Annotated in this window: 19 protein-coding genes; 12 read left to right on the plus strand and 7 right to left on the minus strand. The window is 56.9% G+C overall.

Going from position 1 to position 20,333, the window contains the following annotated elements; genetic code table 11:
* Positions 1-37 precede the first annotated feature (37 nt).
* Both QGH30_07420 and QGH30_07425 read left to right on the plus strand, forming a co-directional pair.
* Positions 38-637, plus strand: a complete 600-nt coding sequence (locus QGH30_07420) for a M15 family metallopeptidase (protein MDP7022163.1) — start codon at positions 38-40, stop codon at positions 635-637.
* Positions 634-1,332, plus strand: a complete 699-nt coding sequence (locus QGH30_07425; GenBank protein MDP7022164.1) for an NAD-dependent deacylase — start codon at positions 634-636, stop codon at positions 1,330-1,332. The genes QGH30_07420 and QGH30_07425 overlap by 4 nt, the downstream gene beginning before the upstream one ends.
* Here the strand turns inward: QGH30_07425 and QGH30_07430 are convergent.
* Positions 1,329-2,066, minus strand: a complete 738-nt coding sequence (locus QGH30_07430; GenBank protein MDP7022165.1) for a hypothetical protein — start codon at positions 2,064-2,066, stop codon at positions 1,329-1,331. The two genes, QGH30_07425 and QGH30_07430, sit on opposite strands and share 4 nt — an antisense overlap.
* Before the next feature lie 110 nt (positions 2,067-2,176).
* Between QGH30_07430 and QGH30_07435 the strand changes: the two genes are divergently transcribed.
* Complete coding sequence (locus QGH30_07435; GenBank protein MDP7022166.1) at positions 2,177-2,938, plus strand: SprT family zinc-dependent metalloprotease; 762 nt, start codon at positions 2,177-2,179, stop codon at positions 2,936-2,938.
* Here the strand turns inward: QGH30_07435 and QGH30_07440 are convergent.
* The 4 genes from QGH30_07440 to QGH30_07455 form a co-directional block, all read right to left on the minus strand.
* Complete coding sequence (locus QGH30_07440; protein MDP7022167.1) at positions 2,935-3,900, minus strand: hypothetical protein; 966 nt, start codon at positions 3,898-3,900, stop codon at positions 2,935-2,937. The two genes, QGH30_07435 and QGH30_07440, sit on opposite strands and share 4 nt — an antisense overlap.
* A gap of 13 nt (positions 3,901-3,913) precedes the next feature.
* Entirely contained in the window at positions 3,914-4,366 is a 453-nt protein-coding gene (locus QGH30_07445; protein MDP7022168.1) for a hypothetical protein, read from the minus strand.
* 135 nt (positions 4,367-4,501) lie between these two features.
* Positions 4,502-5,596 carry a bifunctional chorismate mutase/prephenate dehydrogenase gene (locus tag QGH30_07450; protein MDP7022169.1) on the minus strand — a complete coding sequence of 365 codons (1,095 nt, stop codon included), beginning with the start codon at positions 5,594-5,596 and terminating at the stop codon, positions 4,502-4,504.
* A gap of 9 nt (positions 5,597-5,605) precedes the next feature.
* The gene (locus QGH30_07455; GenBank protein MDP7022170.1) at positions 5,606-6,544 is read right to left on the minus strand and encodes a diacylglycerol kinase family lipid kinase; all 939 of its coding nucleotides are present in this window, start codon (positions 6,542-6,544) and stop codon (positions 5,606-5,608) included.
* A gap of 96 nt (positions 6,545-6,640) precedes the next feature.
* Here QGH30_07455 and QGH30_07460 point away from each other — a divergent pair, with 96 nt between their 5' ends.
* The 6 genes from QGH30_07460 (at position 6,641) to QGH30_07485 (ending at position 15,696) form a co-directional block, all read left to right on the plus strand.
* Positions 6,641-7,372 carry a glycerophosphodiester phosphodiesterase family protein gene (locus QGH30_07460; GenBank protein MDP7022171.1) on the plus strand — a complete coding sequence of 244 codons (732 nt, stop codon included), beginning with the start codon at positions 6,641-6,643 and terminating at the stop codon, positions 7,370-7,372.
* Entirely contained in the window at positions 7,362-8,537 is a 1,176-nt protein-coding gene (locus tag QGH30_07465; protein MDP7022172.1) for a glycerol-3-phosphate dehydrogenase/oxidase, read from the plus strand. Before QGH30_07460 ends, QGH30_07465 begins: the two co-directional genes overlap by 11 nt.
* 10 nt (positions 8,538-8,547) lie before the next feature.
* Positions 8,548-10,470 (plus strand): acetoacetate--CoA ligase, encoded by a 1,923-nt coding sequence (locus QGH30_07470; GenBank protein MDP7022173.1) that lies wholly within the window; start codon positions 8,548-8,550, stop codon positions 10,468-10,470.
* Positions 10,471-10,549: 79 nt separating this feature from the next.
* Entirely contained in the window at positions 10,550-12,592 is a 2,043-nt protein-coding gene (locus QGH30_07475; protein ID MDP7022174.1) for a Na/Pi cotransporter family protein, read from the plus strand.
* Positions 12,593-12,628: 36 nt separating this feature from the next.
* Positions 12,629-13,546 (plus strand): Ppx/GppA phosphatase family protein, encoded by a 918-nt coding sequence (locus tag QGH30_07480; GenBank protein ID MDP7022175.1) that lies wholly within the window; start codon positions 12,629-12,631, stop codon positions 13,544-13,546.
* A 104-nt stretch (positions 13,547-13,650) separates the two neighbouring features.
* On the plus strand, positions 13,651-15,696 hold the full coding sequence (locus tag QGH30_07485) for a lamin tail domain-containing protein (protein MDP7022176.1): 2,046 nt from the start codon (positions 13,651-13,653) through the stop codon (positions 15,694-15,696).
* Between the two features lie 3 nt (positions 15,697-15,699).
* On the opposite strand, the gene QGH30_07490 is transcribed toward QGH30_07485, so the two are convergent.
* Both QGH30_07490 and QGH30_07495 read right to left on the minus strand, forming a co-directional pair.
* Entirely contained in the window at positions 15,700-16,848 is a 1,149-nt protein-coding gene (locus QGH30_07490) for a glycosyltransferase family 4 protein (GenBank protein MDP7022177.1), read from the minus strand.
* 52 nt (positions 16,849-16,900) lie between these two features.
* The gene (locus tag QGH30_07495; protein MDP7022178.1) at positions 16,901-18,136 is read right to left on the minus strand and encodes a mechanosensitive ion channel family protein; all 1,236 of its coding nucleotides are present in this window, start codon (positions 18,134-18,136) and stop codon (positions 16,901-16,903) included.
* A gap of 145 nt (positions 18,137-18,281) precedes the next feature.
* Between QGH30_07495 and QGH30_07500 the strand changes: the two genes are divergently transcribed.
* Genes QGH30_07500 through QGH30_07510 form a run of 3 tightly spaced genes read left to right on the plus strand, consistent with a single transcriptional unit; the run spans position 18,282 to position 20,270 of the window.
* Positions 18,282-18,872, plus strand: coding sequence for a thioredoxin family protein (locus QGH30_07500; protein MDP7022179.1), 591 nt, complete (start codon positions 18,282-18,284; stop codon positions 18,870-18,872).
* Positions 18,873-18,879: 7 nt separating this feature from the next.
* Positions 18,880-19,806, plus strand: coding sequence for a putative DNA binding domain-containing protein (locus QGH30_07505; protein MDP7022180.1), 927 nt, complete (start codon positions 18,880-18,882; stop codon positions 19,804-19,806).
* The gene (locus QGH30_07510) at positions 19,746-20,270 is read left to right on the plus strand and encodes an ATP-binding protein (GenBank protein ID MDP7022181.1); all 525 of its coding nucleotides are present in this window, start codon (positions 19,746-19,748) and stop codon (positions 20,268-20,270) included. The genes QGH30_07505 and QGH30_07510 overlap by 61 nt, the downstream gene beginning before the upstream one ends.
* The last annotated feature ends 63 nt before the right edge of the window (positions 20,271-20,333 follow it).

Consider the following 20,333-nt stretch of genomic DNA (forward strand, 5'->3'; position numbering starts at 1 on the left):
GGCATTTCACGAGAGGGATCTCTTGCTTCGCTGGTTCATGACAGCACTGTTTCTTCCCCTGGCGCTTCTTGCCATGGACGCTCCCGACACGATACAGGCTTGGCCGGACACGGTTCAACTTGCCGGGAAGGACTTTCCGGTGCCTGATTGGTGGCGAGGGCTTCGACTGGGGAATCTGGGCGATCCTCGCCCCCGGGACCTGCGACGACTTCCTTCCATCCTCTGCGAGAAAGGCCGCCCGATCTATCTTCGGGAAGATGCCTGGGAGTATTTCATTACAATGGCCTTCAAGGCCTATCGCGATGGAGTCTATCTTGTGGTCAATTCCGGCTACCGGAGTTCACACACACAGACGAAGATTGTCGAGAAGCGGCTCGCGCAGGGTCGCAGTTTTCGGAATATCGCACGCAGTGTGGCGCCCCCCGGCTATTCAGAACACATGCTGGGAACCACGATCGACCTCTCTCTTGGCGGAAACTACAAATCCAACCCGGCCTACCATTGGCTGAGGGCGCATGGCGAGGACTTCGGCTTTACGGAGAGCTACGCCGAACATTCGGGAAGCGGAATCGTCTGGGAGCCTTGGCACTGGCGCTGGCGTCGGCCCGAGAAGAATCCACCAGATCTACTGCCATGAGCCTCTCGCTCCGGGAATACTCGCGAGTTGTTTTTTTCACCGGAGCGGGCCTGAGCGCAGAAAGTGGAGTGCCCACCTATCGCGGGAGCGGCGGCATTTGGGACTCCTATGACTATCGGGACTATGCCTGTCAGTCGGCCTTCGAGCGCGATCCCGGCAAGGTGCTGGACTTTCATGAAGAGCGGCGAAGCGTGGCCCTGTCTTGCGAGCCGAATGATGCGCACCGGAGGATCGCCCGCTTTGCTTCCGGGAGTTCTTCTTCCCTTATCCTGACCCAGAACATCGACGGACTTCAGCAAAGAGCGGGCGCAGGCAGGGTTCTGGAACTGCACGGGAGCCTGTGGCGGCTTCGTTGCGATCCCTGTGGCAAGGTTCGCGAAGACCTGGCAAGCCCCCAATATTCCACGCGTCATTGCGACTGTGGCCGCATTCTACGCCCGGACATTGTCTGGTTTGAGGATCTTCTGGATTCTTCCTTGCTCGAATCGGCGGTTCGCGCCATCAGCGACTGCGACTGTCTGCTCAGCGTCGGCACTTCAGCTTCGGTCTACCCGGCGGCAGAGTTGCCCCTGATTGCCATGCAGGCTGGGGCGACGACCATCGAGATCAATCTTGAGGAGACACCGCTCTCCCCGCTCTACCACCACAGCCTTCAGGGCAAGGCTTCGGAAATCCTGAGCGAACTGATTTCCTAGAGCTTCTTCTCCGCCTTTGCCGCCAGCGCTTTCGCCGAACTCTTGTGTGCCGGGTCAAGATGGTCGTCCACCGGTAGCTCCTCCACGAGCCTGCATTCTGCGAGACAGGACTCGTAGTCCTTCAGGGCATAGTTTGCTTTTGCGAGCTTCAGGTGCGCATTGATGAAGGCAGGGCGCAGTCGAACGGACTCTATCATGTCTGCAAGAGCGGTCGGGAGGTCAGACTTGGGCACTCCTCCGTAGAGCAGCTTTGCAAAGAGCCGGAGGACCGGGTTCAGGGTTGCCATCTCATAGTGATAGACCCCGCGAGTGAGCCAGGCCTCGGGATTCTGGTCGTCCAGTTCCAGAGAACGATCAATCAGGGTGCGGACTTCCAGTCCGAGAGTGACCTTCTTCTTCCCTCCGCGAAAAAGAGCGATCCTCCCCGCCGCCACGGCATCGTAGTAGAAGCCCAGACCCTCATCCGGATAGAGCTTCTGGATTTCTTTCGCATAGCGGCGACCGCGCAGATACCATTCTTCGGACTCTTCGGAATCCAGATCCTCTCCCACATCCAGGCAGGATCGCGTCAGGCGGCCGAGAAGGTCCAGTCCGGAGTCCGTTTCTCTGGCCTGGAGAAAACAGTCATAGGCTGCCCGGTTGTCGAACTCTGTCACCATGCTGTCTCCGCGAGCGGCCCAGTCTGTCGCCTGTGCGGAAAGCGCGATGCAGAGAAATAGCAAAGCTTGTTTCATGGTAACCCCCTCCCGGGAGCTTGGCCCTGTCTTTCCCTGCGGTCAAGAGGAATGGCCTCCTGACATCATTCAGGAGAGGGAAGACGAAAGAAGCAAAGGAGTCTCTTTTCATGGAAGGTAAAGCCCGGCTGTGTCAGGGTGCAGAAATGAGTGTGGATCGAAGAAGCGGGACCTTTCGTCTGGATGGAAGGGATATCCCTTACCAACTGGAGCGTCGTCGCGGGCGCCGCAGTGTTTCCCTGTATTTGCGGCCCCGGGAAGGTCTTCTTGTGAGGACGCCCCGCCGCTTTCCTCTCCGTGATATCGAAGCCTTGCTTCGCGAAGAGGAAAACTGGATTCGCAAGGGTCTCCGGGAGCGGGAGGCCTGGCTTCAGGAAAATCCTCCCATGAAGTTTGAAAGTGGCGAGACCCTGCGATTGCTGGGAGTAGACTGGAGCCTGAGGGTGGAGCGGGAGTCCTCAAGGAAGCGTGCCCAGGTAAGTGCCGCTGGAGGGACCCTCGTCCTCAGGCTGCCGGAACAGGCGGAAGCGGGAGATGTCCTGCGAGCCTGGTTGCGCAGACTCGCCAGAAAGGTTCTGCTGGAAAGAACCCGCCACTGGGCCGAGATAACGGGGCTACACCCGAAGCGCATCACGCAACGGGACAACCGCAGCCGCTGGGGCAGCTGTTCGTCGGAAGGCTCGGTCAACTTCAACTGGAAGCTGGTAATGGCTCCCCCGGAGGTTCTCGACTATGTGGTGGTTCACGAGCTGTGCCACCTGGAGGAACCAAACCATTCTTCCGCATTCTGGAATCTGGTCGAGAGCGTGCTTCCCGCTTACAGGAAGCAGAGACGCTGGCTTCGCGAGCATGGCGATCGCCTGGAACTCTAGAGATCAAGGCTTTTCCTGAACTTCCGGTACCCCGGCTCGCGGGAAAGATCCAGGGCTGTTCCGTCATTGATTCCCGTGTGGAGAATCATGGACAGTCGCCACTTTGCAGACACGGAACCCTCTCTCAGATAGACAAGCCGCAGAACACTGTGTCCCGAGAGGCAGGCCTCTCCCCGGGACTGTCTTTCCCGGTACTTCTGCCAGATCATCTCCCGATCACGCAACTCCAGCGCGGCCTTCCTCAATGACTTCCGTATCAGGATCCTCTTCAGCCAACCCACCTTTTTCAGTCTCGGGTGCTCGCGCAAAAGGGAATCCAGTCGCGAAGATACTTGATCCCGACTTTCTCCATTGCCAAGGGAAAAGGTCGGGAGTCCGGGAATGAGGGAACAGGAGCTTCGCGGCTCCTCCTTCACGGCAAAGTCTCCAGGCGGACCGAGGGGACTAAGAACGCTGAGGACAAGAACCCGGTCAAGGAAAGGGTGATCGCTGTGTTTCTCTTCGTTTCCCCAGACGGAAAATGGATCGAAGCTCCCCAGAGAAACAAGAGTTGAAAAGTGAGAACGGCTCTCGAAGAGGCTCTTGTTCTCTGCGAGTGAAGGAGTGTCGCTCATCGCAAAGGTGAGGTTCTTTCCCTCCAGCCAGAGAGATTCCTGCCATTCGCGGTAGGAGCCGTCTCCCATGCCATCGAAGATCGGCGAGTAACGGCAGGTGTCGGAGGCCAATGCCTTCCAGAGCATTTGACCACGGCCTCGATCCAGCAAGCTCCAGAGGGAGTCCGCTTCGCCGGACTTCCAAGCATCTGACAGTCTTTGCAGGGACTGTAACAAGCGCTCTCCGGAGTCTGAATCCAGCTTTGGTTTTCCCGGAGCCCAGGTCAGGGTGAGGGGCGTGGCCCCCCCGGAAAGGGGGAGCCACGCAAGGAAAAGCACGCACAGTAGAATCAGGTTCAGCAGTTTCATGGAATCCTCAAGGTCAACAGGGAAGGATGATCAGAGTGTTGGGGGGAATCCACATGATGATAATGCAACCACCATCGTCGCCTGAAAACTGAAGTCCAATTCCGGCGCCAAAGGCAAGCTGGACATGTTCCTGAAGCCAGGATTTGATCTTGGCCCAGGCATCTCCGAAAATCCCGCGATCGCCCAGTGCTTCGAGTTCGAGAAATGCGGAATCCCTCCAGATCTCAAGATCGGGATACTCCTGTTTCGCCCTTTGGATCAGGGACCAGGCAAATCGACTGGCTTGCTCGGGCAGAGGGGTAAGGGTGGGTGAAGACGGGCCAAGGTCGCCCGTTTCGCTAAACTGAACTTCTGAAGGCTGTCCCGCTTGATACAGGGACTTCACGTGGGACCAGTTGCTGTCCTCGGCGACTTGTGCTCCGGCTGAGACCGCCAGAACCAGACAAAGAAAGAGTAACTTTCGCATTTCGCCTCCCGGCAAATAGGGTATGAGGGAAGAGGCGCAGGGGGATTGCAGAAGCCGTGCCGGAAAAACAGACGGCATGACGCGCTTTGCGGACGGGGAGCTGTCCGGCGCGTGGGCAGTCCTGCCGTGAATTGACTAGCGCAAGGGCGGTCGCGCAAGGAAGAAGTCGCGTCCCGATTCCATGAGCTTTTCGAATCGGGTAAGATCGCCGGAAGCAACCGACTCCAGCAATTCCTCGAGGGCGTTGCGCAGGTTGTCCGCGATCGTCGGCGTTTCGGCATTGTGGCACTGGATCTCGAAATAGAGACCGGGGTTCTCCCGCGCCACATCGCGGGCCGACTCGATCTGTTTCTGGAAAGTGGTCGATGCCACCTGTCCCAGTTCTCCGTAGTCGAGACCACTGGCGGACAGAGTGCGGAAGAAGAGTATGTTTACCAGGTGGGCAAGCCCGAGAACATAGCCAATGCGACGGTCATGTTCCTCCAAGCTGAGTTCCACCAGATTCGCCCCGAGATCCACGAAGAGCTGTTTGGCTTCAGCAAGCGCCAGCGCATTTCCGCAGTCGCAGAAGACGATGTTGAGTCCGATCAGGTGAACAGCATCCGGTCCGAACATGGGGTGAATCGAAGCCACACGCAGTCCGCGCGAAGCGGCATCGCGCAGAGGCTCTTTAATCGGAGTCTTGAGACTGGAAATGTCCAGAATCAGGCAATCATGATGCTCGGGATCCAGAGACTGGAGCATGGACTCGATCTCCAGAATAGGAACAGACAGAATCACGAGATCTGCCCTCGAAGCTGCCTCTGCAAAGTCATCGCGAAGCGGATACTCCGATTCACCGGGACCGGGATCGCAGACTTCGACCTGATATCCCTGGGCGTGAAAGAAATCGCAGAGCCAGCGGCCCATCTTCCCCTTCCCGCCTGCCACCAGAACGCGTCCGCTTCCCTTTTTGAAACTCATGTCGCGGTAGCCGGACTGCAGGCGCACTGCCTGATCAATAAGAAGAGAGGCAAGGCCGCTTCCCAACTCCGCTTCGATACCCCGCCGGGAGCTTCCCTCAAGGAAGCGCTCCATCACCCGGGCTTCTACCGGGTAATTGCGAATGGGAACTTCTTCCCGGCTCTTGATTTCACCGACCTCGCGCGCTACTTCCATGCGCTCGCTCACGAGATCCAGAATACTCTCGTCAAGATCTGCGATTCGTTTGCGAAGTTCATCGAGACTCATCGTGCTCCTTTATACAAGAACCGGCAGGAATCCCGGCAGGATTTCAATGTTCATCCGGGTGCATCGCTCGCTGAGCAGTTCCCCGTCGGCGTGGGCGAAGGTGCCTTCGGGAATGTCAACCTGCAGGGACGGCGCACGACGCATACGCACCCCTTCGACATCAATGTGTTTCCCCTTCATGGCCTTTGGCAGAAAACGAAGAACGCGCGCGGGAGTTTGTGCGTCCAGAAGACAAAAGTCCAGTTGCCCGTCATGGGGAGAGGCGTCCGGGGTCAGGAGAAAGCCGCCACCGCAGCTATGGCCGTTCCCCACGCTGAGCAGGAGAAACTCGCCTTCGATCTTTTCATCACTGAAAGTCAGGGTCATCTGAGGGCGACAAAGCCTGGGCAGCATCTTCACAAGGGCATAGCCGTAGAGAGCCTGGCCGCGAAGAGGCAGGCGGATCGCCTCCGCCACGCGCACGATCTGGCCTTCGAAGCCCAGGCCCATGTTGTTGGTGAAGATCCGTTCGCGCTCAACCGTGTCGTCAGCAATGCGGTAACGAAGTCGCCCGATGTCCAGAGGCTTTTCCTTGGCCTGAAGAAGTCTCTCCAGCGATTGCTCAAGTTTTCTGGGAATGCCGAGAGCCTTGACCAGATCATTGCCGGTTCCCGCCGGCAGGATTCCAAGACTGGCAAAGGGTGAGGGATGGGGGGTCGCTGCATCCATCCGGGCGCGTACGAGACCGTTGGCGACTTCCTGAATGGTACCGTCACCCCCGAGAGCCACGATGCGGGAGTAGTTCGCGGCTTCTGCTTCCGCGACCCTTCGTGCATCGCCCGGGGCCGTCGTCATGTGAAGTTCGTAGTCCAGGTCTTGCGAGGACAGGAGCTTCCGAAGTTCCCGGCTTCGTTTTCCGCCCAGACCGCGACCGGCCACGGGGTTTGCGATGAAGAGGGTATCTCTCATGGGGAAACCCTAGCACAGGGTCTCCTTTTGCGAAAAGGAAAGCCTTTCCCTTCCCCTTCTAAGCGGACATACTCCCGGCGTCATATCGAGGAAACCATGGACGCAGACCACCTTGTTGCCCACCGCGGCGATCCAAAGCGATACCCCGAGAACACGCGTGTCTCTCTTGAGGCTGCCGTCTCGGCGGGGGCCCGCTTTCTGGAGTTCGACATTCAATTCAGCGCCGATGGCGTGCCGGTCCTGTTTCACGATGCCGATCTGCAGAGGTGCAGCAATGGAAGCGCTGCGATCGCAGAGCAGGCCTGGGAGGAACTTGCCAAGTTGAGTGCCGGGGAGCCGCTTCGTTTCGGTGAACGCTTTGCTTCAGAAAGAATCCCCCGGCTCGACGACACCGCTCGCTGGCTCGCCGGCAATCCCGATGTCTTTTCCTTTGTGGAACTCAAGCGGGAGGTTCTCGATCATTTCACCCGGGAAGAGGTTCTCGAGCGACTGGCCGTGGATCTCCAGCCAATCCGGGGTCGCTTCAGCCTGATTACCTTCGACCACGATCTGCTCGCTCTCGCGCGCTCCCGGGGCTTCGATCAAATCGGCTGGGTGCTGGAAAACCTGCAGTGCCGCACGCTCGCCGAGTCGCTTGCCCCGGATGAGCTCTTCATTGACCGCGCAAAACTGGACGCAGATTTTCAGCCCTGGCCGGGGCCATGGAAATGGGCGGTCTATTGCGTGGACAAGCGAGAAGAACTGCAGGGATGGATGGCCCGGGGCTTTCATTATGTAGAGAGCAACTGCATTGGCGAACTTCTGGAAGGAAGCGCGCATGGCGAGTGAATACGATCTGGTCATCATTGGCGGCGGCATTCAGGGTGCCGGCGTGGCGCAGGCCGCCGCAGCTTCCGGCTACCAGACACTGGTTCTGGAACAGTATCCGAGTCTCGCTCAGGGCAGTTCCAGCCGTTCGAGCAAACTGATTCACGGGGGGCTGCGTTATCTGGAAACCCGACAGTTTTCCCTGGTGCGCGAGAGCCTCCGCGAACGGGCGCTTCTTCTGAAACTTGCTCCCAACCTTGTTCGACTCATGCCTTTTCACATTCCCGTTTACCAGCCCATGAATCGAGGCCCCCTGAAGATCCGCGCGGGGCTTTCGCTCTATGCTGCGCTTGGGGGAATGTTGGAGGAGAACCGTTTTGAGAAACTGCCACGAAGAGAGTGGCGGAACCTGGATGGCTTGAACGAGAAGAAGCTGAAGGCCGTCTTCCGCTACCGGGACGCACAGACCGATGACGCAGCCCTCACGCGCGCGATCATGGCCTCTGCGCAATCCATGGGCGCAGAACTTCTCCTGTCTACTCCTTTGGAGAAGGCTCGCTGCCATCATGGACAGTGGATCCTGTCGATACGGGAAGGCGATCAGCCCCGCGAGTTGCGCTGCAAGGCACTGGTCAATGCGGCGGGTCCCTGGGTAAACCGTGTGCTGGAGAAGATCAAGCCCGCGCACGAGGTCCTGAAGGTGGAACTCGTGCAGGGAAGCCATCTGGTCTTGCCCGGACAGTTGGAAAAAGGTTCTTACTATGTCGAAGCGGAAGACGGTCGAGCAATCTTCACCATTCCCTGGCGGGGGAACATTCTTCTTGGCACAACGGAAACGCCATGGAACACCGACCCTGCGGCGACCTTCCCCCTGGACGCAGAACTTGACTACCTTCTGGAAAGCCATGCCCGTTTCTTCCCTTCCAAAACCTGTTCGAGAAAGGATGTGGTTGCCTCTTTTGCGGGGCTTCGGGTCTTGCCCCATGATGCGAAACGCCCCTTTGCCAGAAGCCGCGATGCCATTCTTAAAACCCTGGCTCCCGTCAATCTTCTCAGCATCTATGGAGGAAAGCTCACCACCTACCGCGCGACCGCCGAAAGCGTGATGAAAATGCTTGCTCCGGGCTTGCCCGATCGCAGTCCTCTGGCCGATACTCGGACCCTGAAACTGGAACCCGTGGACTGAGGGAGACAGCGTGATCCTCTGGAAACCAGACCCGAAGAAGACAAGCAGGCTTCACGACTTCATGCAAAAGACTGCCCACAGCGACTATGACTCGCTCTGGCAGTGGTCAGTGGATTCCCCGGAGGATTTCTGGAGAGAGTGCTGGGACTTTTGCGGAGTGGTCGGGGAGCCGGGCGACCGGGTGCTGGAAGATGGCGACCGCATGCCCGGAGCAAAGTGGTTTCCCGAGGCCCGACTCAATTTTGCCGAGAATCTTCTTCAGCGAAACGACGATGATCCCGCTGTGATCTTCAGGAGGGAAGACGGTTTTCGCCGTGAGATTTCCTTTCGTGAGCTTCGAAGCGAAGTGGCCGCCCTGCAATTCTCTTTTCGCGAGGCGGGGCTTCAGGCCGGCGATCGTGTTGCTGCCTTCATTCCCAACATCCCGGAAGCGATCACGGCCATGCTCGCAGTTTCCAGTCTGGGCGGAATCTGGAGTTCCGCATCTCCGGACTTCGGAGTGGATGGCGTGGTGGATCGTTTCGGCCAGGTGGAGCCGAAGTTCCTGATCGTGGCCGATGCCTATCTCTTCAAGGACCGTGTCTATTCCACGAAGGAGAAACTGGCGGGGATTCTCGAGGGCTTGCCCACGGTGGAAAAGACCCTGGTGGTTTCCTATGTGGAACAGGAACCGGACTTCTCAGCTTTCGCAAACACCGAATCTTACGAGCAGTTTAGAGCACGGGGCGAGGGAGTCGGGGAGCCGGACTTTCCGCGCTTTCCCTTTGAGCACCCGCTCTACATTCTTTTCAGTTCTGGCACCACCGGGAAACCGAAATGCATGACCCATGGTGCGGGCGGGACTCTTCTCCAACACCTGAAGGAACACCAACTGCACACGGATGTCGGCCCCGGCGATCGTCTGTTTTACTTTACGACCACGGGCTGGATGATGTGGAACTGGCTAGTGACAGGCTTGGCCAGCGGTGCCACGGTGGTATTGTTCGATGGCAATCCCTTTTATCCCGGGCCCGAGGCGCTTTGGGATTTTGCCAGCGACGAGCGACTGCACTTCTTCGGAACCAGCGCAAAGTATCTGGATGCCTGTCAGAAGGCAGGAGTCGCGCCTGCCAGAACCCACAAACTCGGCGACTTGCGCGCAATTCTGTCTACGGGTTCTCCTCTATCGCCCGAAGGCTTCGACTATGTCTATGGATCCATCAAGGAAGATCTGCAGTTGGCTTCCATTTCCGGGGGCACGGACATCGTGTCCTGCTTTGCCCTGGGTTGCCCGGTTCTTCCCGTGCATCGTGGTGAACTGCAGTGCCGGGGCCTGGGCATGAAGGTGGATGTTCTGGATGCGAGCGGTGCGACCATTCGGGGAGAAGCCGGAGAACTGGTTTGCACGGCTCCCGCTCCTTCCATGCCGGTGAGTTTCTGGAACGATCCCGACGGTTCCCGCTACCGGGCCGCCTATTTCGAGCGTTTCGACGATATCTGGTGTCATGGCGACTGGGCCACGCTTACGGAATCCAATGGCATGGTGATTCACGGGCGCAGTGATGCGACCCTGAATCCAGGGGGAGTTCGAATCGGCACTGCGGAAATCTATCGACAGGTGGAGAAACTTGATATAATTGAGGAGTCGATCGTTGTGGGCCAGGATGCCGACGGCGACCAGCGTGTGGTTCTCTTTGTGAAACTTCGCGAAGGGGCGACCCTCGACGAGGATCTTAGGGAGAAGATCCGCAAACAGCTTCGGGACAATGCCACGCCTCGCCATGTGCCGCGTGTCATCGCACAGGTCTCTGACATCCCGAGAACCCGAAGCGGGAAGATCAGTGAGATCGCAGTGCGCAATGCTGTTCATGGTCGCCCGGCGCAGAACATCGAAGCACTGCTCAACCCGGAAGCTCTCGATGAGTATAGGGACCGGGTGGAGTTGAAGAACTAACTTCTCCCGGATTTGGAATCTACAGAGCACAGAAGGCTCCTTGAAAGGTACAGTTTTGCGGAGATCCCTACTACTAGCCATGATTCTCGTCGTCGCATGGGCCTTGCCCTTGCTTGCGGCGCAAGCCACCGGGCTTCATCTGTCCCACCCCACGAATGATAACGAGCAACGGATTTCCGGGGACCGAAGCACCGTTTTCGTGGGAGAAACCCTTTCCCTGAAGGCGCTCGTAAGAGATGATAGTGGGAAAGCCATCGAGGGAATCCCTGTCACATTCTACGAGATGTCACCCGAAGAGCGTTTGCTGGGAGTTGTCCACAGCGCCAGGTCCGGGGTTGCGCATCTGGATTTTTGTGCGGGTACAAGCCCCGGCAAGAGCCTGATTCAGGCACTGATAGAAGGACAGCCCGGCGATAGCGCAAGGATCACCTACCACATTCCTGTTCGAAAGAAGAGTTGGGTCCTTTTCATGATCTTCGGGCTTCTCGGCGGTCTGGGGCTCTTCCTCTTCGGCATGGAGATGATGAGCAAGTCCATGCAGAGGAGCGCGGGAAGCCGGATGCGCTCGATTCTGGGTGCCTTGACGAAGAACCGTTTCGTCGGTCTGGGTGTTGGAGCCTTCGTCACCATGTTGATCCAGAGCAGTAGTGCAACAACGGTCATGCTGGTCAGCTTTGTGCAGGCCCAGCTGATGACCTTTGCCCAGACTCTCGGGGTGATTCTAGGCGCAGATATTGGCACAACGATCACCGCCCAACTGGTTGCCTTCAGGCTTACGGATTATGCGCTTTTGATGATCGGCATTGGCTTCGGGCTGAGGGTGCTTTCGAAGAAGGAAAAACTGAGGAACATAGGCGCGGTGGCTCTCGGCTTTGGAATGCTCTTTTTCGGGATGAGTGTCATGAGCAAATCCATGGCTCCCCTGAGAAGCTACCAACCGTTCCTGGACCTCCTGGCGAATCTTGAGAATCCCGTTCTTGGAATCCTGGTTGGAACGGCATTTACGGCCCTGATCCAGAGTAGTTCTGCGTTTACGGGGATCATCATCGTGCTGGCGCAACAGGGCTTTCTCAGCCTGACTGCGGGCATTCCCCTGATCTTTGGCGCCAATATCGGAACCTGTGTTACCGCAGCTCTTGCAAGCCTGAACACCGGGCGCGAGGCAAAGCGAGTTGCGATTGCGCACACCCTCTTCAAGGTTTCGGGAGTAGCCTTGATGTTCCCGTTTATCACGGCTCTGGCCGCCTTCGTGGAGAAGCTCTCGCCCGGCGGTCATGTCGCCCTTGGCGATGCGGAAGCTATGGCACGGTACATTCCCCGCCAGATTGCCAACGCTCACACGGTTTTCAATGTCGGTCTTGCCCTGATCTTTCTGCCCTTCACGACCGTCTTTGCAAAGGTGATCTTCCGACTCATGCCGGAGAAAAAGGAGATTCCCACTCACCGCTATCGTGCTCGACATCTGGATCGTTCAATGCTCGACAAACCCGCCCTGGCCCTGAACCTGGCGAAGGTAGAGATCCTGCGCATGGGGGAAAAGGTAAAGACCATGGCAGAGCTTTCGATCGAACCGTTCTTCACCAATGACCTTGGGGTCTGCGATCGGCTTCATGAGTTCGAAGAGGAAATCGACGATCTGGATGCGGCGATCAGTGAGTATCTGATCGACATTGGAAAGCAGAAGATCAGCGAGCATCAGGCCGAAGAGGTCTACCTCATGATGCATGTAACGAAGCAGTACGAGCATGTCGCAGACATCATCGACAAGGAGCTTCGCCCTCTTGCCAGGAAAATGGCGACCGGAGGAATTGAGTTCTCAAAATCCGGGGGTGAGGAAGTAAGAGCCTATCACCTGAAAATGCTCAAGCAGGTCGCAAGGAGCCTGGAAACATTTACCGAGTCCAGCCTGAAGATGGCTCGCAAAATGGAGCAGAAGCAGGAAAGGTATGTCGCCCTCGAAGGGGACTATCGGCAGGCGCACTTCGAGCGCATATCAAAAGCCGTTGAGGAGTCCGTCCAAAGTAGTGAAATCCATCTGGATCTCATGGACTTCCTGAGAAGAATCAACAGCTATACGGCCAACATTGCCCGTGCAATCCTGACCCACAGTGGCAAAGAATAGTAGCCGGGTGTCAGGGCAAGGCAGAAGGGGCCATTGATGTCTGTGAAAGCCGTGATCGATATTGGTTCCAACTCCGTCAAGCTCCATGTGGCAAGCCTGGCCGGAGGCTGGAAGGTTCTCCGTGACAGTGTGAAAGTTTGCGGTCTGGGGGAGGGCCTTCAGGAAAGCGGTCGACTTGGTCGGAAACCCATGGACAGAGCTGCGACCGCGGTACTCGGTTTTGTCGAAGAGGCAAGGAATCTGGGTGCCGGGGAGATTGCTCTTGTGGGAACGATGGCGCTTCGCTCTGCTTCCAACAGTCAGGACTTCCTTTCTCTGGTGGAGGGCGAGTGTGGCCTGAAAGTAGAGGTGATTTCAGGGGAAGAGGAGGCACGCTTGTCTTACCATGCGGTAGTTTCCGGATTGGGGAAGCAGAGCGGGCAGGTGGCGATCTTCGACACCGGAGGGGGAAGCACGGAGTTCATTTATGGAGAAGGTGGGAATGTCACCCGGAAGTTCAGCCTGAATGTTGGCTCCCTGAGGTTTACAGAAAAATACTGCAAGTCGGATCCTGTTACGGAAACGGAACTCCTGAGGATGCTGTCTTCCCTCTCCGATGAATTCAGCGAATTGGAGAGTTTCGCAGAAACCCTGATCGGAGTGGGGGGCACCTTGAGCAGCCTGGCTTCGGTGATGCACGAGATGGAAAGTTACGAACCGGAGATCGTTCAAGGAACCACTCTCCCTTACGAGGAAGTGGAAAGACAACTTTCCCTCTTTCGCTCCCTGAAGATCGAGGAACGAAAAATGGTTCCCGGCCTGATGCCCGGAAGAGCTCCGGTGATTCTTGCAGGAGTTTCGATCGTGCGAACCGTCATGGACAAGATGAAAGTCGATTCCCTGACCGTAAGCGATCGCAGCCTTCGCCATGGTCTCTTTCATGACCGCTGGATGGGGAAGGAGACAGCAGGCTAGGATTCGCGGGTGTGGATTGTGCTATACTTGTCTTGAGATTCGCCCCTGTGCCTCCAGGCTTCAGGGGCGACATTCCATGCACAGACCCGGCATCCGGAGGAATCATGCATCTCCTGAAGAACCACATACTGGCCACCGTGATTCTGCTTCTTTCGCTTCCACTGAGTGCAGAAATCGTGATCAACGAGATCATGTACAATAGTCCCGGAACGGATGTGGAGTTCGTCGAGCTATACAATGATGGCCAGAGCGCTGTGAACCTGGACGGGTGGTATCTTCTGGACAGCGACCCGACCCACCCCCCCTGTTTCCTGGAATGGACTCTGGAAGCAGGGCAATATCTGGTGGTTTGTGCCGACCTCTCACTCTTTGCCTTGGTGTATCCGGAAGTGGATAACCTGAACCCCAATGCCTTCAACCCCTCCGGTACCGGCTTCAGTCTGGGCAATGCGGGTGATGAGGTAAACCTGTTCAATGCCGTTGATGATTTGCGTGACTTCGTGGCCTACGATGACGGGGGAGACTGGCCCGGATCTCCGGACGGCGATGGGCCTTCCCTTGAACTCATCAATCCTCTTCTCGACAACAGTCTCCCCACGAGTTGGGATCCCAGTGTCGTGGATGGGGGAACCCCCGGAGAACTGAATAGCGCTTTTGCGGAGAATGCGTTTCCGATTTGCAAGGACGGGAGTCGGGATGTCCCCCTTCCCGGAAGCAGCGATGCCGTGACCGTCAGTGTGCTGGCCCACGATGCAGAGGGTCTGGCATCGGTTCAGCTTTTCGTCGACACAGGTTCCGGGTTTCTGGCTATGGACATGTTTGACGATGGCATCCACGGAGACGGGGCGGCAAACGATTCTATTTTTGGAGCGGTGATTCCCGCCCAAGTTTCGGGAACTCTGGTGCGCTACTATGCAGAAGCGTTCGATGATATTGGCCAGAGCGACCTTTGGCCGAACGGGGCCCCGGCCGAGTATCACGCCTATACCGTGGGCCACCTTGCCCCCGTTCTGAGGATCACGGAACTGATGGCAAGCAACACTTCGACCCAGGCTGACGAATATGGTGGCTACGACGACTGGTTTGAAATCCACAACCCCGGCGATCAGGCCGTCAACCTGAGCGGTATGTTTGTGAGCGATGATTTGGAAAATGAAAGAAAGTCGCCCCTTCCGCCGGTCATCCTGAATCCGGGAGACGATCTTCTTTTCTGGGCGGACAATGAGCCGGGCCAGGGGCCTTACCACTGCAACTTCAAGTTTTCTGCCAGTGGAGAGTCGGTCGGCATCTTTGACACGGTGGATCATGGCAACACGATGATTCACGGATGGAGCTATGGCCTCATGGCTTCCGATGTGTCGATGGGCTTCAACTCTCCTGTGGCGACAGCTCCTGAGTACCTGGCCCTGGCCAGCCCGGGAGCGGGCAATGAGGGTGTCGAGCCTTTCTCCGCAGTCTGCATCAATGAGTTCCACACCAGCAGTGCCTTTGGCGGGCAGGATGACTGGGTGGAACTGTTCAATCGTGGAAACGAAATGCTGGACCTCTCCGGTTTTCTTCTTTCGGACGAACTGGGCATTCTCTCCAAGTGGAGTTTCCCTCCGGGATCGACTTTGGATCCGGGGGAGTTTCTGGTGGTCTATGAGGATGCCCTGGGCTTCGGTTTCTCCTCCAACGGCACGGAAGTGATCATGCTCTCATCCCCGGACTCTCTTCTGGGGCTTGATTACTATGACTTTGGACCACAGAGTCAGGACATCAGTGAAGGGCGATTCTCGGATGGGGATCCCGTATGGCAGTTTTTCACGGAACCCTCTCCCGGCACCGCGAACATTGGAGGGGTGGGCGTGGAAGAAACTGTGTTCGCCGCTGCGCCCTTGCGGATTCTGGGCAACTTTCCCAATCCTTTCAATCCTCGCACCGAGATCCATTTCGAGATTTCAAGGAGCAGCGAGGTCACCCTTCAGGTGTTTTCCGCAGAGGGTCGGGCGCTTCGCCATCTCGAGTGTGGAAGGATGGAAGCAGGGAGGCACATCATTGCCTGGAACGGTCTGGATGACGGGGGTCACTCGATGCCAAGCGGAGTGTATTTCGTTCGGATCCAGGCTGCGAAACAAATCTCCGTAGCAAAGATGACGCTGCTGAAATAGCGGTCAAGGAAAGCGGTTCTTCTTTCTTTCCAGTTCCCAGGTTCTTTCAACACGGGCAAACACCGAAGGCCAGGACCAGGAGGACAGGTCTGGCGGGTCTGTAGACTCAGCCCCGAGTGAACTACGGATGGAATCCTCAAGACGCCTTGTGAAAGCCGGCAGCGCATCCGTTTCCGGCGTGTCGATACCGCACATCGCAGGAGGCTCGACCAACTCCAGCTTGCTTCCCAGCACCGGAGCCAGGGTCTTGCGAACGCCCTCCAGAGCCGTGGACACGATTCTGCAACCGCAGGCCGCCGCTTCCAACAGCACCAAAGGCAGACCTTCATAGAAGGATGGAAGAACGAAGACTTCGGCCTCCCGCATTTCATCGGCAAGTTCCCCTTGAGTCAGGGGGCCGCGCCAGTGAACCTGGGGCATCTGCTCCATGCGAACTTTCAATTCCGCTGCTTCCTCTCCGCTACCGCTTCCTGCCACGACCAAGTGGGCATCGGGAAGCTGCCTCATGGCATCGAGAAGTTGAGGCAATCCCTTTGACTTACTGAGTTTCCCGGCATAGAGAAGCCGTCCGTGCTTTGCCCTGCGCTTGTTTAAGTGAAACAGGTCTTCTCGCAGGCCGGGCCGGAGAAGAGAGATCTTCTCCATCGGGAAATCCAGATCCCTGCTGACCCGTGCCATGTGGTCTTCGAGCGGCACCAGAATATGATCGGCAAGACGACAGCCAAGGGCGACCTCTTCTGCGAGAGAGGGACAAAGCTCTCTTTGCCGAAGGCCTGTAGCGTGGCAGTGAAGAATGATGGGAGTATCCGGGGCGAGGGCCCTGAGAAGGGAACTCATGAGCCAGAGATGGTGCGAGTGAATGATGTCGGGTTGAAAGTCCTCGACCTGTCGGGCGATGTGCTCGTGGAAGACCTTGCGGTAGCGTTCCAGCTGCTGCTCGTCCAGGCGGGACCAGACCGAGCTCGAATAGGGCATGACATCACTCATGCCGGGGATCGGGAAATCCAGCGGTGAGGTTTCAAAGGAAACCGGGGAGAGACCTTCACTCATGCCACCGACCTTGCAGAGGGGATCGCCTTCGGGCCAGCCGAAGACCGTTCTTTGTACATGTCCGCAACGACGGGCCTCTTCGACCAGGGCATGAAGGATCATGCCGCTTCCCGTATTTCCGGGTTTCTGGGAAAGCAGATGCAGGACGCGCATACTAGTCTCGAACGAGTGCCGAGAGATCCTTGCCCGTCGGGTTCTGGTAAACGCGAAGCCCAAACTCGGGGATGACGGCCATGATGTGGTCAAAGAGGTCGGCCTGAATCTTCTCGTAGTTCACCCATTCCTGGTCATTGCTGAAGCAGTAGATCTGAATGGGAATGCCATGCTCGCCGGGTTCCAGTTGGCGCACCATGAGCGTCAGGCCCTTGTGCAGCAGGGGGTGACGGCGGAGGTACTCTTCGACATAGGCGCGGAAGGTCCCGATGTTCGTCATGCGACGACCGTTGACCATCCGGGAGTTGTCAACGCTCTGAGAGGCGTTCCACTCGGCAAGTTCCTTTTCCTTTGCGTTTACATAGTCGGTGATGAACTGAAAGCAGCGGAACTTCTCGATCTCTTCTGCGCTCAGGAACTCGACGCTGTTCATGTCGATAGAGATGGAGCGCTTGATACGGCGCCCGCCGGACTCGCTCATGCCTCGCCAGTTCTTGAAGCTCTCGGAGATCAAGGCCCAGGTGGGAATTGTCGTGATGGTCTTGTCCCAGTTCTGGACCTTCACGGTGGTCAGGCTGAGGTCGATGACATCGCCATCGGCGCCGTACTTCGGCATGGAAATCCAGTCGCCCATGCGAATCATGTCATTGGCTGTCAGTTGAACGCTGGCCACGAAGCCGAGAATCGTGTCCTTGAAGACCAGCATCAGGACGGCTGTCATTGCTCCCAGGCCGCTGAGCAGGACCAGGGGCGAGCGGTTCATGAGGGTGGAAATGGCAAAGATGCCAATGGCCACGCCCAGGACGATCTTCAGCACCTGTAGATAGCCCTTGATGGGGCGGTTCTTCGAGATCTCGAAGTTGCGGTAGACATCGAGCGCGGCGTCGAGAAAGGAGTAGATGGACGACAGACCGATGAAGGCCGTTGCGAGAACCAGGATCTTGTCAAGAAGCAGGGAGATGGTCGCATAGTCCGAGACCAGGCCCGGCGCGAGATATTGCACCACGATGACCGGTGCCAGGTGGGCAATGCGATGAAAGACGCGGTGCTCGAGCAGGGCGTCGTCCCAGGTGGTCTTGCTGCGCTTGATCAGGCGTCGAAGCAGTCCGAGCAGGATGTGCTTCGCAATGAAATCCGCAAGAAAGGCGAAGAGCAGGACGATGAGAAGACCGACCCCAAGAAAGGCCGGATCCGACAGGTCGCGGAGCAGAGGAAAAGAGCGGAAAAGTTCTAACATTAGTGGTCTCCCTTCGACAGAGAGTCTAGGGAATGCGGAGCCAGGGAGAAAGAAAAAAAGCCAATTCTTCCAAAACCTTATGAAGCCCCTTTCCCGTCCACGGTGTGTCTGCTAGTGTGATCCTTCACGAAAGGACACACCAAGCATGAGCAGCAAATACCAGGACAAGCGTGCCGATTTCTGGCGGGAGCAATTCGAGGCCGGGCTTAGCTATGAGGAGTATCTCGAAAAGGCCGGCCCCCATGAGGCCAAGTGGAAGGAAATGGCCGCCGCACTTCCGGCGATTGACCCCCTGGACAGCCAGCGCCTGTCGGGTCATCGGAGGATTCTGAATGTGCTGGTCATGGCGAGCGCCTGGTGTGGTGATTGCGCAAGGCAGATGCCGATCCTGCACCAGATTGCCGAGACCATTGGCCCCGACTGCGAGATGATGCTCGTGGATCGCGAATCCAGCGAAGAGCTGCGCGAGGAACTTCGCATTCTTGGGGCAAACCGCATTCCCGTGGTCGTCTTTCTCTCGGAGGATTTTTACGAGATCGGGCGTTTCGGCGACCGTCTGCTCATGGGATACCGCAGCAAGGTCGATCGAGAACTTGGCGAAGCCTGTGATGCGGGCATCCTTCCCCCCAGTGCCGACGAACTGGACACCGAGCGCGACGAGTGGCTCGACATTTTCGAGCGCATGTTGCTGATGCTGCGCCTTGCGCCGCCCTTGAGGGAAAGGTACGGGGATTAGGGGGAGAATGGAATCTCACGAACTTGAAATACTCCTTCAGGAAGGCGAAGGCGCACAGCTTGAATTCAAGGAATCGCTTTCTTCCTCTTTTGCTCGTGAACTGGTGGCCTTTGCAAACAGCAGTGGAGGCAGGATACTACTCGGAGTATCAGACAATGGGACTGTTCTTGGTGTCGCAGACACGAATAACTTGCGTGGACGAATCCAGGATGTTGCGCGCAACTGTGACCCCCCGGTTCGTATTCACGTCGAGCGAGTGGGCGAAGTCACTGTCGTCTCTGTACAAGAGAGCGAGATAAAACCAGTTCAGTGTCGCGATGGGTTCTTTTGGCGACAGGGAGCTGTGACACAGAAACTGTCTCGCGAGGAAATCCGCACATTTTTCCAACAAGAGCAGGCCATTCAATTCGACTTGGCCCTCTGTGCTGGGTTTACCTACCCAGATGACTTTGATCATGACAAGTTCAATAGATGGCTAAAACTGAGCAATATCAGTAGCTCGGTGAAGACGGAGGACATTCTGGTTAATATCGATGTTGCCGAGCGTGTTGGAGATGGGCTTCAGTTTCGCAACGCTGGAGTTATTTTCTTCGCGAAGGATGTTCGTCGCTTCTTCAAGCAAGCATACATCACTTGTTTGCTTGGGAAGGGCCACGACAAGGTGCATGTTCTTGACCGGAAGGACTTTGATGGAGGAGTTGTGGATGACATTGAAGATGCTTTGCATTTTGTCGAACGCAACACCCGAACAGCTTGGCGAATTGAAGGGCTTCAGCGCGAGAACATTCCCGAATACCCCATGAATGCAGTAAGAGAGGCCATCACCAACGCTGTAATGCACCGTGACTGGTTCATAGAGGGGGGAATGTCTTTGTGGAAATCTATTCAAATAGGCTGGAGGTCTCTAGCCCCGGGACACTTCCCAAGGGGATGACGGTTATTGATTTGGGGCAAAAGAGTGTCCGTCGAAATGCACTCATTGCGGATTTGCTTCATCGCATCGGGTTTATCGAAAAGGCGGGTACCGGTATACGGCGCATGCGAGAGGAGGCTCACGAACATGGCTGTCTGGAACCGAGCTTTGAAGAGACAGGGTTTTTTTCGACGACATTCAGCCCCAATCCCGAGGTACGTCTTGAGGTGGGGGCCCAGTCGGGGGCCCAGTCGGAGCAAGTCCTTGAAATACTGGGAATTGGAACATGCTCAGCGGGGGAATTGGCCGTAAAAACTGGAGCAGCAAGCAAATCTGGGGCAATGAAGCGGACCTTAACCAAGTTGATAACCCAAGGTTACATTGAATATACGATACCCGACAAGCCGACAAGCCGACTGCAGCGTTATCGGATTACGGAAACAGGGCGAAAGGTGTTAATGGAGTTGAAGGAAGCCCAACGATGAAACTCTTCTCGGGAACAGCGACTGAATTCGTGCACGACACAGTACGCAACCAGATTGCGGACA

The organism is Candidatus Krumholzibacteriia bacterium, from assembly GCA_030748535.1.
Lineage (GTDB): Bacteria > Krumholzibacteriota > Krumholzibacteriia > JACNKJ01 > JACNKJ01 > JASMLU01.

Bases quoted from the DNA above. Each gene is read 5' to 3' on its own strand.
- QGH30_07420 (MDP7022163.1), top strand. From the start codon at position 38: ATGACAGCACTGTTTCTTCCCCTGGCGCTTCTTGCCATGGACGCTCCC.
- QGH30_07425 (MDP7022164.1), top strand. From the start codon at position 634: ATGAGCCTCTCGCTCCGGGAATACTCGCGAGTTGTTTTTTTCACCGGA.
- QGH30_07430 (MDP7022165.1), bottom strand. From the start codon at position 2,066: ATGAAACAAGCTTTGCTATTTCTCTGCATCGCGCTTTCCGCACAGGCG.
- QGH30_07435 (MDP7022166.1), top strand. From the start codon at position 2,177: ATGGAAGGTAAAGCCCGGCTGTGTCAGGGTGCAGAAATGAGTGTGGAT.
- QGH30_07440 (MDP7022167.1), bottom strand. From the start codon at position 3,900: ATGAAACTGCTGAACCTGATTCTACTGTGCGTGCTTTTCCTTGCGTGG.
- QGH30_07445 (MDP7022168.1), bottom strand. From the start codon at position 4,366: ATGCGAAAGTTACTCTTTCTTTGTCTGGTTCTGGCGGTCTCAGCCGGA.
- QGH30_07450 (MDP7022169.1), bottom strand. From the start codon at position 5,596: ATGAGTCTCGATGAACTTCGCAAACGAATCGCAGATCTTGACGAGAGT.
- QGH30_07455 (MDP7022170.1), bottom strand. From the start codon at position 6,544: ATGAGAGATACCCTCTTCATCGCAAACCCCGTGGCCGGTCGCGGTCTG.
- QGH30_07460 (MDP7022171.1), top strand. From the start codon at position 6,641: ATGGACGCAGACCACCTTGTTGCCCACCGCGGCGATCCAAAGCGATAC.
- QGH30_07465 (MDP7022172.1), top strand. From the start codon at position 7,362: ATGGCGAGTGAATACGATCTGGTCATCATTGGCGGCGGCATTCAGGGT.
- QGH30_07475 (MDP7022174.1), top strand. From the start codon at position 10,550: ATGATTCTCGTCGTCGCATGGGCCTTGCCCTTGCTTGCGGCGCAAGCC.
- QGH30_07480 (MDP7022175.1), top strand. From the start codon at position 12,629: ATGTCTGTGAAAGCCGTGATCGATATTGGTTCCAACTCCGTCAAGCTC.
- QGH30_07485 (MDP7022176.1), top strand. From the start codon at position 13,651: ATGCATCTCCTGAAGAACCACATACTGGCCACCGTGATTCTGCTTCTT.
- QGH30_07490 (MDP7022177.1), bottom strand. From the start codon at position 16,848: ATGATCCTTCATGCCCTGGTCGAAGAGGCCCGTCGTTGCGGACATGTA.
- QGH30_07495 (MDP7022178.1), bottom strand. From the start codon at position 18,136: ATGTTAGAACTTTTCCGCTCTTTTCCTCTGCTCCGCGACCTGTCGGAT.
- QGH30_07500 (MDP7022179.1), top strand. From the start codon at position 18,282: ATGAGCAGCAAATACCAGGACAAGCGTGCCGATTTCTGGCGGGAGCAA.
- QGH30_07505 (MDP7022180.1), top strand. From the start codon at position 18,880: ATGGAATCTCACGAACTTGAAATACTCCTTCAGGAAGGCGAAGGCGCA.